This is a genomic window from Chryseobacterium sp. ON_d1, assembly GCF_006829085.1.
In the GTDB taxonomy this organism is placed as follows: Bacteria; Bacteroidota; Bacteroidia; order Flavobacteriales; family Weeksellaceae; genus Chryseobacterium.
Map to the genome: position 1 here is coordinate 1 of NZ_BJTC01000008.1, position 13456 is coordinate 13456.

The 13456-nt window shown below is 37.7% G+C and carries 13 protein-coding genes; 9 read left to right on the forward strand and 4 right to left on the reverse strand.

The genetic code is table 11. The annotated features are described in order from the left end of the window. Nucleotides 1-217 precede the first annotated feature (217 nt). Nucleotides 218-559, reverse strand: a complete 342-nt coding sequence (locus CRS_RS13190; RefSeq protein ID WP_142724504.1) for a TfoX/Sxy family protein — start codon at nucleotides 557-559, stop codon at nucleotides 218-220. A gap of 165 nt (nucleotides 560-724) precedes the next feature. Between CRS_RS13190 and CRS_RS13195 the strand changes: the two genes are divergently transcribed. From CRS_RS13195 to CRS_RS13210, 4 genes are all read left to right on the forward strand, one after another. Continuing rightward, entirely contained in the window at nucleotides 725-1240 is a 516-nt protein-coding gene (locus CRS_RS13195) for a DUF2975 domain-containing protein (protein ID WP_142724505.1), read from the forward strand. 1 nt (nucleotide 1241) lies between these two features. Then, a complete protein-coding gene (locus CRS_RS13200) occupies nucleotides 1242-1445 on the forward strand; it encodes a helix-turn-helix transcriptional regulator (RefSeq protein WP_002980904.1) in 204 nt (67 codons plus the stop codon). Nucleotides 1446-1656: 211 nt separating this feature from the next. Next, nucleotides 1657-2529, forward strand: a complete 873-nt coding sequence (locus CRS_RS13205) for an ABC transporter ATP-binding protein (protein WP_142724506.1) — start codon at nucleotides 1657-1659, stop codon at nucleotides 2527-2529. Nucleotides 2530-2531: 2 nt separating this feature from the next. After that, a complete protein-coding gene (locus CRS_RS13210) occupies nucleotides 2532-5774 on the forward strand; it encodes a M1 family aminopeptidase (protein WP_142724507.1) in 3243 nt (1080 codons plus the stop codon). A gap of 113 nt (nucleotides 5775-5887) precedes the next feature. Here CRS_RS13210 and CRS_RS13215 read toward each other — a convergent pair whose 3' ends face one another. Beyond that, nucleotides 5888-8143 carry a polyribonucleotide nucleotidyltransferase gene (locus CRS_RS13215; protein WP_142724508.1) on the reverse strand — a complete coding sequence of 752 codons (2256 nt, stop codon included), beginning with the start codon at nucleotides 8141-8143 and terminating at the stop codon, nucleotides 5888-5890. 438 nt (nucleotides 8144-8581) lie between these two features. Between CRS_RS13215 and CRS_RS13220 the strand changes: the two genes are divergently transcribed. Both CRS_RS13220 and CRS_RS13225 read left to right on the forward strand, forming a co-directional pair. After that, nucleotides 8582-10003 carry a sugar MFS transporter gene (locus CRS_RS13220; protein WP_228451252.1) on the forward strand — a complete coding sequence of 474 codons (1422 nt, stop codon included), beginning with the start codon at nucleotides 8582-8584 and terminating at the stop codon, nucleotides 10001-10003. A 123-nt stretch (nucleotides 10004-10126) separates the two neighbouring features. After that, a complete protein-coding gene (locus tag CRS_RS13225; RefSeq protein WP_142724510.1) occupies nucleotides 10127-10486 on the forward strand; it encodes a DUF4260 domain-containing protein in 360 nt (119 codons plus the stop codon). A gap of 86 nt (nucleotides 10487-10572) precedes the next feature. Here CRS_RS13225 and CRS_RS13230 read toward each other — a convergent pair whose 3' ends face one another. Further along, nucleotides 10573-11343 (reverse strand): hypothetical protein, encoded by a 771-nt coding sequence (locus CRS_RS13230; RefSeq protein ID WP_142724511.1) that lies wholly within the window; start codon nucleotides 11341-11343, stop codon nucleotides 10573-10575. A 187-nt stretch (nucleotides 11344-11530) separates the two neighbouring features. Further along, nucleotides 11531-11800 carry a 30S ribosomal protein S15 gene (gene rpsO, locus CRS_RS13235; RefSeq protein WP_002980912.1) on the reverse strand — a complete coding sequence of 90 codons (270 nt, stop codon included), beginning with the start codon at nucleotides 11798-11800 and terminating at the stop codon, nucleotides 11531-11533. A 173-nt stretch (nucleotides 11801-11973) separates the two neighbouring features. Here rpsO and CRS_RS13240 point away from each other — a divergent pair, with 173 nt between their 5' ends. The 3 genes from CRS_RS13240 to CRS_RS24465 all read left to right on the forward strand — a co-directional run bounded on the left by CRS_RS13240 (nucleotide 11974) and on the right by CRS_RS24465 (nucleotide 13452). Beyond that, nucleotides 11974-12522: a pyruvate decarboxylase gene (locus CRS_RS13240; RefSeq protein WP_142724512.1), complete on the forward strand. Its 549-nt coding sequence runs from the start codon at nucleotides 11974-11976 to the stop codon at nucleotides 12520-12522. A gap of 485 nt (nucleotides 12523-13007) precedes the next feature. Continuing rightward, a complete protein-coding gene (locus CRS_RS24460) occupies nucleotides 13008-13154 on the forward strand; it encodes a hypothetical protein (RefSeq protein WP_172617067.1) in 147 nt (48 codons plus the stop codon). A 148-nt stretch (nucleotides 13155-13302) separates the two neighbouring features. After that, the gene (locus CRS_RS24465) at nucleotides 13303-13452 is read left to right on the forward strand and encodes a hypothetical protein (RefSeq protein ID WP_172617068.1); all 150 of its coding nucleotides are present in this window, start codon (nucleotides 13303-13305) and stop codon (nucleotides 13450-13452) included. Nucleotides 13453-13456: the final 4 nt, after the last annotated feature.

The following is a 13456-nucleotide window of genomic DNA, read 5'->3' on the forward strand; positions in this document are numbered from 1 at the left end:
TATAATAGTAATCATCCACATAAATCTTTGAATGGACTTAGCCCTTGGTTATATGCTAAGAATATTTAATCTATTAGAAGATATTTTATATTTATCAACAGTTTGAAAAAGGGGAAGTCTTCAGTGGGACTGTTGAACTCCAGCGCTCCCACTCTCAAACTCTCAAACGCTCCCACACTAAAAACCCTCAAGCCCTCTCACTCTCAAACCCGAAAACTCACTTCTTAGACGCCTTTGCCACCGGATTATAATCAAGACAGATTCTGACCCAATATTCAAAATCATCAGGCTTTTGGAAACCTGAAGGTTCTACGTAACAATATCCTCTGAGCTGCTTTCCTTTCATAATCATCGGCAGAAAACCCTTTTTCTCTGCAACCTCATCTTCCAGTCCCGGATCATAGCGGCACATCAGATTATCATGACTGATATTGATACACATCTTCCCGTTCACCAGAAAAGACAGTCCGCTGAACATTTTCTTTTCTTCAACCTGTATATTTTCTACCTTGGAGAGCCGTTCGCGTACCCGGTCGGCAAGTTCAGTACTGTAAGCCATGATTTTAATTTTTGTTATTTAAAATTAATAAAAAACAGTGATGATCACGTTATTTCTTCCGTTTTAGTCATTGATTTTAATTTGAAAATATAAAATTTTATTTAAATTAATTATTGTTTTACGATAATTAATTATACATTTGCAATATCAATTACTATTCATATCATGAACCAGACCAAAATTATTGCAAGGATTTTATTTTATATCTGCTCTGTATTATCAGCGGGATATCTAATCGTTGTGCTCTACTCTCTGATCTGCCTTATGACAGATTTTTCTGTTACGCCTTATGGAGAAGGGAAATACCTTCATATCAATTATCCGTTGACAGAAAAACCTTTCCTGAATATTGACAACAGCTATCCGTATATCATCTTTTCATTTCTGTCTGTGCTTATCACATATGGAATCTTTTTCTGGTTGGCCGCCAGGGTTTTCAGAGTATTTTTTCAGCAGAAGCTTTTTACCCAGGATAATATACGGCAGCTGACGAGATTTTACCTGTATAATATTTTCATCCCGCTTCCGCTGGTGATTATCGCGAGTTTCTTTGTGGAAGTAGAAAGTATCATCTGGGGATTGGTGTTTATTCACTTTATGCTTGGAATTTTCTGTCTGTTTCTTGCCAATATCTTTAAGCAAGGGCTACATTTGCAAAACGAACAAGACCTATTTATTTAACATGCCAATTATAGTCAACTTAGATGTGATGCTTGCCAAACGAAAAATGCAGAGTAAAGAATTGGCAGAAAAACTGGGTATCACCCCCGTGAACCTTTCTATCCTTAAAACCGGTAAAGCCAAAGGCGTCCGCTTCGATACCCTTGAAGCGATCTGTAAAATCCTTGAATGCCAGCCGGGAGATATTCTTGAATTTAAAGAATAGTTGTTGGGTTTGAGTGTGAGAGGGGTTGAGGGTTTTAGTGTGGGAGCGTTTGAATATGGCAGGTGAAACTTCCAGCAACCAACTTTTAACTTGCAGCATCCAGCAACCAGCAACATCTAAACTCCATCTTCCAGTACCCAGTCACTAACTTCTAACTTCTCAATAAGCTGCCGAAAGGCCGCCTGTCCTTCTATTCCCCAAACACAACATTATGAATACATTAACCATCAACAATCTTAGCCTCACGTACAAAAACGGTTTCCAGGCTATTAAAAACATTTCACTTGACATTCAAAATGGAATGATCGGGCTGCTTGGTCCGAACGGAGCCGGAAAATCCTCTTTGATGAAAACCATTGTCGGGCTTCAGAAACCCACATCGGGAACTCTGCTTTTCAATGAAACAGACATCGTTAAAAATCCCGATTATATCAAACAGAATCTGGGATTTCTCCCCCAGGATTTCGGGGTGTATCCCAAAGTTTCTGCCTATGATCTGCTGGAACATATAGCTGTATTGAAAGGTATTAGCGATAAACATCAGCGAAAAAACCAGATTCTGAGTCTGCTTGAAAAAGTCAATCTTTCTGATTTTGCCAAAAAAGAGGTCCATACCTTTTCAGGTGGAATGAAGCAGCGTTTCGGTGTGGCACAGGCTCTGTTAGGTGATCCTAAGATTATCATTGTAGATGAACCTACTGCAGGACTGGATCCCGAAGAACGCAACCGTTTCAATACATTGCTGAATGATATCAGCCAGGAGGTGATTGTCATTCTGTCTACCCATCTCGTGGAAGACGTCAGAAACCTATGCTCAGAAATGGCGGTAATGAACCATGGCCAGATTCTCAGAAAAGGAAATCCGGGAACATTGATCGCTGAACTGGAAAACAAAATCTGGTCAAAGCCTATTCACAAAAACGAACTGGAAAGCTATCATTCCAGCTATGAAATCATCAGCAGACAGCTTTTGGAAAGAGAACTTCATATCACTGTATTTTCTGAAGAACCTCCGAAAAACTTCAGCCCGGTAACCCCTTTGCTGGAACACGTTTATTTCCATACCCTCACTCAAAAACCTTAATCATGAACACTATATTTTTATTCGAAGCCGGACGCTCTTCCAAGCACTGGCTCACCTATCTTGTGGCTTTACTTTTAATAAGCCTGGGGATTTTTTGTGGCAGTCAGTTCAACCTTTCAGCAGGAGAAGGAATTTATCTGAACTCACCTTACACCATCGGATTTATGACCGGAATGCTGAGTCTTGCCGTTATTTTTTTTGCTACTGTTTATGCCTTACAGCTGTTATTCAAAGACCAGGATTCCAAGTTTGACAGTATTCTGTTTTCTTTTCCTTTTTCAAAATTTACTTATCTGAAAGGGAAATTCTTCACTTATTTTCTTCAGACCTTACTGAGTTTCACTTTCTTAATGACAGGTTTTCTCCTGGGCCAGCTGATGCGTACAGGAAGTGAAATGCAGGATCATTTTAATATTTTATATTACTTCTACCCGTTATTGATTTTCGGGCTGATCAACAGTTTCTTTGTCTGCAGCTTTCTGTTCCTTATTTCATTTACGGTAAAGAAAAAGCTATTGGTTGTAGTTGGAGGACTGCTTCTGTATGTGTTATATATGATCATTTTACTGTTTTCCAATTCTCCGTTTATGGCGGGAAGTCTGCCTCAGTCATTGGAAACACAACAGTTTTCAGCTTTGATCGATCCGTTTGGACTATCCGCTTATTTCATGCAGGCCCGTGACCTGACAGCCAGTCAGAAAAATGTTCAGATGGTCCCTTTTACAGGTTATCTTCTGTTCAACAGGATCTTATTTTTCCTGCTCTCATTTGGTTTTTTATTTCTGTCTCTTACCTTATTTTCTTTCTCCAATGCATCAGGAGGGAAAGTAAAAACACGGGGAACCTTTCAGTCATTCTCTGAAATGCATACATCGGAATATTCTACTGTTACACCAAACTTTAACTGGCGGAGCTCATTAAGGTCTGTATTCTCTTTCGTAAAAACAGATCTTACCTATCTTTTCAAAAGCATAGCTGTTCCTGCTGTTTCCATTCTGCTATTATTCTTTGTCGGAATGGAAATGTATGCTGAAATTGAAAAGGGAATCCGTCTTCCACAGAAGTATGCAGGCTCCGGATTGATGGCATCAGCCATTTCAGAAAATTTTCATCTGCTTGGGCTTCTGATTTCTGTTTATTTTCTCAATGATATGTTCTGGAGAAGTCCATCTTCCGGATTCTATCTGATTGAAAACAGTACTTTCTTTTCAAAAAACAGGTTAACAGGGCATTTTATTTCGATCAGCCTGTTGCTGTTCTTCTTTACCGTAATTTTAATCGTTCAGGGAATTGTTTTCCAGGCGGCTTATCTGTATTTTCATATCGACTGGAATGCCTATCTCGGCGTTGTCCTTTTCAATACTTTCCCTTTGATCTTATTTTCCGGATTGATCCTGCTGATTAATGACAGGATCCCCAATAAATTTATGGCATTAGGAATCTCCATTCTTGCTGTTTTCGTATTGTCGGGCCCTGTTTCCGGGAAAGTCATCTCCTACCCTCTTTTCAGGATATTTTCAGATTTCAAAGGGACTTACAGTGATTTTAACGGGTATGGAATTTATAAAAAAGCTTTTGCACAAAGGCTTTTGTTCGGAACAGGAATTATCGGCGTCTTATGGTTTTTCAACAGGAGCATAAAGAGTAAAAAAGTACGTGTACCTGTTTTTGTTTTCACTATCTTCCTGCTGATTTCAGGGATCATTGCCGGAATATTCTTTATGAAAGGGTATGCTCCTAAAGATGAACAGCAGATTATCTTAAGCTCTGTAGAATATGAAAAGAACTACCGGAAATATGAAAATCTCCCACAACCTGATATCACTGATATTGCCACAGAAATAAAACTGTATCCTTCAGAAAATGCTTATCAGATTGTTGGAAAATATACGCTTAAAAATCAAACCCAACAGCCTATCAATAAGATTCTGATCAATTTTAATGATGATTTACAACTTGAATCTGCTGTAATGACATCAGGAAATGAAAGAACAGAGATTCATAAAAATATTACGGAAGTTTCATTAAAACAGCCTTTGCTCCCGGGTAAAACAGCTTCTCTTGATTTTGTACAGTCATATCAATGGTTTGCTGTCAATGGTCACCAGTCTTTCAATGCTGTTATCGAAAACGGATCTTTCATGAGGATCAGCAGGTATTATCCTACTGTCGGGTACCAAAAGGACTATCAACTTCAGGATGAAAAACAACGCAGCCTATTCAATCTTGGGAAACTCACCGGACTGAAGGAGCCGGAAGCTCCTGAGGTTATAAAAAGAGATTTTATCAACCTCAACATGATTGTTTCAACTGAAAGAAATCAAACAGCTATAGGCACCGGAGATCTGATCAGGAAATGGGTAAAATCCGGGCGCAATTATTTCGAATATAAAGCAGATCAGATTCCTTTCAGATTTGCCGTTTCTTCTGCAGAATATAAAGTAAAAAGTGTAAACTATAAAGGTATAATGGTTAATATCTTTTATCATCAAAAACATTCTGAAAACGTCCGCCACCTTCTTGAAAATGCTAAGCTGACCTTAGATTACTGTCAGCAGAATTTTGAGCGTTATCCTTTTAAAACCATCAGTTTTGCAGAGATTTCTTCTTTTACCAGAGGCTTTGCTGCTACTGCATACCCTTCTGCGGTCTTTATGCCGGAAGATATGGTTTTTCATGCCAATATTGGGGCGGATAAGAAACAGGATGTCATCAATGAACTGGCGGGACATGAGCTTTCTCACCTCTGGTGGGGCAACAGCCGGATAGATCCGGACAACAGAAAAGGTTCTGTAATGCTTACCGAAACCCTTGCTATGTATACGGAAATGATGCTCTATAAAAAAATGCACGGTAAAGAAAAAATGATGGACAGGATTAAAGTACACCAGCAGATCTACGACAGCGAAAAAGGATTATCTGAAGATGTTCCTGTTTACAAAGCTACAGGAAATGCTCCTCACATCTCTTATTCTAAAGGTGCGATTGCCATGGTACAGTTGAGCAATCTGATTGGTGAAGACCATGTGAATACAGCTTTAAAAAATTTTCTCAATAACAACCAATATCCAAAGAAACCCACTTCATTGGACCTCATCCATGAATTTTATAAAGCTGCACCTGATGCCTCTATGAGAAAACAGATTGACAGATTATTCAAAACCACAGACAATATCACTTTTACATCCGACCCTAAAGCCACATCAGTAAAAGCTAATCCAAAGGAACCAATTGACGGATTCTAATTTTTCTGAATTTTTCAGGGATTATAACAAAATAGATACGTTGCATTTCGCAATCACATAAAAGCAAAAATCCCTCAAAGCTGAGGGATTTTTATGTTTAAGAATGAATCTTATTATGCTTCATTAGAAGGAGTCTGGTTTTCCACAGGTTTTTCGCTTTGTGGTCTCTCACCCTGCGGCTTTTGTCCTTCTGGTCTTCTTTGTCCTTCCGGTCTGCCCTGTCCTTCGTTTCTTGGTTTTCCTTCCGGCTTCGGAGGTCTTGGTAAAAGAACTTTACGGGAAAGTTTCATTTTCTTACGGTCATCATATCCCATGAACTTCACTTCTACCTCATCACCTTCTGCATATGGAACTTTGTCAAGACGAGCCCATTCAATTTCAGAAATGTGAAGAAGTCCTTCTGTTCCTTTAGCAATGGCTACGAATGCACCAAAGTCCATTACTTTTACTACTTTACCTTTGTAAACTTCGCCTACAACCGGTACGAAAGTAATTTCATTGATCTTAGCAATCGCTGCATTGATCTTTTCTCTGTCTGTTCCGGCAATCTCGATACGTCCGATTTCTCCGATTTCCTCAATTGCAATAACAGTATCTGTATCTTTCTGTAACTGTTGGATAATTTTTCCACCAGGCCCGATTACAGCACCGATGAAATCTTTCGGAATCTCCATTACCACCATTTTCGGAGCGTGAGGCTTCACGTCTGCTCTTGGCTGGGAAATTGTTTCCGTGATTTTGTTCAGGATGTGTAATCTTCCGTCTTTAGCCTGCATCAGAGCTTTTTCCATGATATCCATAGAAAGTCCCTGGATTTTGATATCCATCTGACAAGCTGTGATACCGTCTGCAGTACCTGTTACTTTGAAGTCCATATCTCCAAGGTGATCCTCATCTCCCAAGATATCAGAAAGTACCGTAAATTTACCTGACTTTTTATCAGTGATCAGACCCATTGCAATTCCTGAAACAGGTTTTGTGATCTGAACCCCTGCATCCATCAATGCCAATGTACCTGCACAAACTGTTGCCATTGAAGAAGAACCGTTAGATTCCAGGATATCGGAAACAATTCTGATTGTGTATGGATTTTCTGCCGGAATTACTGCTGTTAAAGCTCTCTGAGCTAAGTTTCCGTGTCCTACTTCTCTTCTTGAAGTACCTCTTAAAGGTCTTGCTTCACCTGTTGAGAATGGAGGGAAGTTATAATGCAGGAAGAATCTTTCGTCGTGCTGCGTGATTACGCTGTCGATCATGTTGGCATCTTTTACAGAACCCAGGGTTACAGCAGTCAAAGACTGAGTTTCCCCTCTTGTAAATACTGCAGAACCGTGAGCTCCCGGAAGGTAATCAATTTCTGACCAGATCGGACGGATCGTCTGAGGATCACGGCCATCAAGACGGATATTGTCTTCAAGGATCATCTGACGCATCGCTTCTTTTTCTACATCATGGTAGTATACTTTAACGAAAGGAGTTACTCTTGCCAACTCTTCTTCGTTTTCAGCATACTGAGCTAAAAACTCTTCAAGAACCGCTTTGAATTTTTCTCCTCTTTCTTCTTTATTGGATGGCGTTTTTGCTACTTCATATACTTTATCATAGCACTCTTTCCATACTTTTTCACGAATTTCCTCATCGTGTTCTTCGTGGCTGTATTCTCTCTTAGGGAAAGCTTTTCCTACTTTTTCAGCTAATCTTTCCTGAGCTTCGATCTGTTTTTTGATCTCAGCATGAGCGAAGTTGATCGCTTCAAGCATTTCCTGCTCAGAAATCTCCTTCATTTCTCCTTCTACCATTACGATGGAGTCCTTAGTAGCTCCAACCATAATGTCAATATCTGATTTTAATAAATTTTCATAGCTTGGGTTAACAGATAATTCTCCGTCAACTCTTACTACTCTTGCTTCAGACATAGGTCCATTGAAAGGGATATCTGTAATTGCAATAGCTGCAGAAGCTGCCAAACCTGCCAATGCTTCAGGCATTACTTCTTTATCGTAAGAAATCAGTGAAATCATCACCTGTACTTCCGCGTGGAAATCTTCAGGGAAAAGAGGACGCAATACTCTGTCTACCAATCTCATGGTAAGCACTTCATCATCAGATGGTTTTGCTTCTCTACGGAAGAAATTTCCGGGAATTCTTCCACCTGCATAAAACTTTTCTCTGTAATCTACCGTTAATGGTAAAAAGTCTACACCAGGATTGGCTTCTTTGTTGGCTACAACAGTTGCTAAAAGCATTGTTCCGCCACATTTCACCACTACAGATCCGTCAGCCTGCTTAGCCAGCTTTCCCGTTTCGATAGTGATCTCCCTGCCGTCTGCAAGGGTAATCGTTTCTGTAAACGCTTGAGGTATACTCATAAATTTGCTTCTTTATACTCCGTATTGAGTATGATTAATATTTAAACTCTTTAAATTTTCGTCTGCAAAGGTACTATATAATAATGATATATTAAATTTTTCGATTGCATAAATAGGTTCTTAAAATACAAAAAATTGGGTATCAGTGGATGATTTTTTTTAAATTTTATACCATCCTCGACAGCTTATTCGTAATATATGAAAGTAAAAAAGCGTTTTTATGAAGATAATGTATTGAAAAATCCCGCTGTTTTTGTATTATTGTCTCAAAAAATGAAAATAATATTATAATCTGGAAAGAAGTATCTGTTTCTTTCTAAAAAATATTAAAATTATTGCAAACCTATAGGCTGATCCCTATATTTGCCTTACTTCACCAAATACAATGCTGTAGGCAAAAAGTTAAGGACTTTTCCTTATACAGATAAATACATGTTTATGACTAATAAAGAAGTACAATTACAAAGCAGGAATTATACGGTTCCGTTGATTACCATTACCCTGCTGTTTTTTATGTGGGGATTCATCACCTGTATGAATGATATCCTGATCCCCTATCTGAAGCAACTTTTCAATCTTACCTTTTTCGAGTCCATGCTGGTACAGTTCTGTTTCTTTGGAGCGTACTTTATCGGATCGCTGATTTATTTTATGATCTCCATTACCAAAGGAGACCCTATCAATAAATTAGGTTATAAAAAAGGGATCCTGTTCGGGATTTTCCTGGCGGCATTGGGCTGTATCCTCTTTTATCCGGCGGCCACTTTTTCCTATTATCCGCTGTTTTTGGGGGCTTTATTTATTTTAGGACTGGGCTTCACGGTGCTGCAGATTACTGCCAACGCTTATGTTTCCCTTCTGGGAAGTGAAGAATCCGCTTCCAGCCGGCTGAATATGACCCAGGCATTCAATGCATTCGGAACAACCATTGCACCGGTGCTTGGAGGCCATCTTATATTTGAGTTTTTCTCTTCTCCGGATGGATCTTTCAGTGCGGTAGCCACAAGAATTCCTTATCTCATTTTCGCAGGAATCCTTTTACTGGTTGCCCTGTTGATTTCAAGGGTTAAGCTTCCGTCATTCCAGATGGGTGAAGAGGAAGTGGTAAAAGGCTGGGGAGCTCTTGAGTTCAGCCATCTGAAATTCGGGGTATTTGCAATGTTCTGCTATGTGGGCGGAGAAGTAGCGGTGGGAAGTTTTATCATCAGTTTCCTGGAACAGCCACAGATTATGGGCTTTAATGAAATCATCAGTAAAAACTATCTTTCCCTCTATTGGGGTGGAGCGATGATCGGACGTTTTCTGGGAGCGATATCTTTAAACCAATCAATAAGCCAAAGCAAAAAAGCTGTTTATATGCTGGGGGCAGCAGCTGCAGTCTTCCTTGTGATCTTCAGTATTGTTAACCTTACCTTCTCTCAGATCAGCTTTTTCCTGGTATTCATTGTTCTTAATTTCATTGCCTTTTTCGTGGGTAAAGCAGCTCCGGCAAGAACACTATCCATCTTTGCTGCGGTGAATGTTGCGTTATTGATTTCTGCTATGGTGAATCATGGTGAGCTGGCCATGTACAGTATTTTAGGTATCGGAATCTTCAACTCTATTATGTTTTCCAATATTTATACGCTGGCTATTTCAGGACTGGGTAAGTATACCAGCCAGGGATCATCACTAGTGGTAATGGCTATTTTAGGAGGGGCTATTGTTCCTATATTCCAGGGATACCTTGCAGATCAGTTTGGAGTGCAGCATTCATTTATTATTCCTGTATTCTGCTATCTGGTCATTCTTATTTTTGGAGCGTACTGCACCAAATATCTTGGTCATGTAGAAGCTGCTGAAGCTAAATCCGGACATTAAAATCAATTAAAAAAATATACAAAGCGGAATATCTCAAAGTATTCCGCTTTCTTTTTTTCCAGATCCTGAAATGTAACTTTTCATCATAAAAAACAACTTATCGTATGTATCAACACAATTATTATGAAAGCACAGTTAAAGCTTGAATACGCAGCCTTTCTTGTATTAGGAATATATGGTTTTGCTCAGACAGGATATTCCTGGTGGTGGTTTGCAGGACTATTCCTTGCTCCTGATATTTCTATGCTGGGATATACTGTTAATAATAAAGCAGGAGCATTTTGCTACAACCTGTTTCATCATTTTGGCGTGGCTGTCGCAGTTTATCTTGTAGGAATAATCTTATCACTTCCCTATTTACAGATGGCTGGAGCTATTTTATTTTCACACTCTGCTTTTGATAGAATATTAGGATATGGACTAAAATATCCGGATAGTTTTCAACATACACATTTAGGGAAAATCGGGAAAAAGACGGAATAAGTACTCATTCAGAGCGCTAACCACCCGTCAAAAATTCTTTGAATTTTTGCCACCCCTCCGGAAGAGCAGAATGCTTTCCATTAGATTTATCCCCACCAGTACTGATTCAGATAATAATATTCATTCTGATATTCTATAACAAAACAATCATTATAGAAAGTTTTATAAGAAAAAATACGGGTAATATCATAAACGAATAAAGAGTCTATCAAAACAAACAGGGTACTTGCAAAGTTTTTAGAGTGTGCCTCATTATCATAGGTATCATTCAAAGACTTTTCAATAAAGGTTTTCAAAAGGTTTTTATAGTCTGCAAGATTAATTTCATTAAGGCTTTCATCATTCTCAAGCTGTATTTCCGGGATGGGCTTACCTTTATAAAACTCAAAACCTTCAAAATAGTTTCCACCCATAAATTTCCTTTCCATATAAGGGTTTATAGCCATCAGAAAACCCTCGATAAGATGCATTTTATACTTCTCATTCAGTACTCTGTCTTTGTAAGAATCCGGAATTTCATAATTATATTTTTCAAAATACCTTAGAAGCTTACCTGCGACCCAAAGAGATTGTGTATTTATGAATTGTCCTGGTTGCAACGGTAATAATTCTATTAGAAACCGATTAATATAAAATTCTCTTCCATACCCAAGATCATTTCTCTGTATCATATCAGATATATCATGATCTGTAATTTCCACTTGATCATCATTCACTGTTATCTCATGCAGGTTTTCATTAAAAAGAGTATAGCAGTAATATCCCTGCAGGGTTTTCTCTTTAATAATTACTCTATGTTCCTCCTTAAAAAAATGGGAAAGAGCCGCTTGCTTTTGGTTTTTAAAACGTACTTTCATCGTATTACTTTTTACTGGAATTATAATTCCTGTTTTTGATAATGCAAAGTAAAAAACAAAGTACGCAACCATACTGCGCACAAATAAAATATTGATTTTTTCTGTTAGAATAATGATATGACTGACGCTTAAAACAAAAAAGCAACCTCTTTCGAAGTTGCTTTTTGTTTTTGAAAATCTTTATAGATTATTTTCTTAAACCTAGTTCAGCGATGATCGCTCTGTATCTTGCGATATCTTTATTTTTAAGGTAATCTAGTAATCTTTTTCTTTTACCTACCAATTTAACCAAAGATTTTTCAGTGTTGAAATCTTTGTGATTGCTCTTTAAGTGAGCAGAAAGGTGGTTGATTCTGAAAGTGAAAAGTGCAATTTGTCCTTCAGCACTTCCTGTGTCTTGTGCAGATTTTCCGTGTTTTGCGAAAATTTCCTGCTTTTTGTCTGTTGTTAAGTACATTCCAATATTGTTTAATGATTATTATGTAACGGGTGCAAAATTACGACTATTTTTTGATTCTGCAAACATTATTGATTTCATGAATCAAATTTGATAGAAAAAAATGTTAAAAATTTCTTAATAAATTATATACAATCCAACGAAAAGGCAGTAATTTTGCATTCGAATTACAAATGAAAAAAATTATACTCTTTACAGCGGTCGCTAGTTTTTTATTCATAGGCTTTACTTCAGTAAAAGCCCAGAAAAATGCTGATGATAAAATAAGAAAAGTTCTCTACTTCAATCCTGAGGTTGAGCCTGATATTGATGAAATAAAAGACCCTACCAACAATGCTTTCTTTGATGCTGTTACTGATAATTTCAGCGGCAGAAAAAATAAAATGCTCCGTGCTGAAGTTCAGGTTCCTTTTGACAGCATTGACAAACAGACCATCGTGGATTACTGCACCAACAATGATGCAGATTTTGCCATTGTTTCCAAAGTGAGGTATTTCAAGGTAGGTTTTGGCAAATATGTTTTTTCCAATCAGGTAGTGGTAAGCATGAAATTATTTGGTGCTGACGGCAATCTGGTGACTGAAACAGATCATGATACCTACAGAAAAAATATGCGCTTGCTGGGATCTACCGTCAACTCAGTTAAGATCGGAACAGAAGGAGCTATAAAAGGAATTATTAAAAAACTGAGAAAACTGAAACCAACAGAAGCAGAACTTTGAGGTTTAAGGTTTAAAGGACTTTTACGGTGAATGGTCAATTTGCTTCGCAAGTCAATGGTGAATTTTTTGCTGTAGAGATCAATGTATATATTTAATTAATTCATCATTTATTTTCATTTATATTTTTCATAAAGTATTTCTTCCTGAATTATAAATATTTTAACATTAAATAAAGCGCTTATCCGTACTTACGAATAAGTGCTTTTCATTTAAAACACACTATAAATTATTGATTAACAATTAAATATTTTCACCAAATAAGGAATTATTAAATATTTTTTTGCTATTTTAGTTCAACATTAAAACCAAAATCTTATGAAAAATTTAAAGAAACTCAGCCGAGAGAAATCAAAGCAAATCAATGGAGGCTCCATTGAAAGATGCAGTGAAAGTAATCCATGCACTGTAGGATGGTGCTGTTTTGGTGTCTGTTCACCATTCATTTGCCTTGAATAAAATTTAATACTCAATTAAAATTAAATCCCATGAAAAATTTAAAAAAGATCAGCAGACAGGCACAAAAGGAAATCAAAGGCAGCGGGCCTTTCAAAAGATGTACAGAACATTACCAATGTCCGGGCGGATCATGCTGCCATAACACATGCGTTTTAAATCCATGTCCTCTGGAGTAATATATATGATCATTACAGACACCTGCGAATGCAGGTGTCTCTTATTTAAAACATAAACGAAATATTTATTTATAATAAAATATTTTCACACGCAAAGGAATAATATAGAAATATTTATTATTTTAGTGTAACATTAAATCTAAACTATATGAAAAACCTGAAAAAACTCAGCAGGAGTGCTGCAAAAAAAATCAATGGCGGTATCGGACCGTTCAGATGCAGCATAACAAGACCTTGCTCCGTTGGATATTGCTGTAACGGAGAATGCCTGGATCATGACTGTATGATAGAGCCTTAACTTA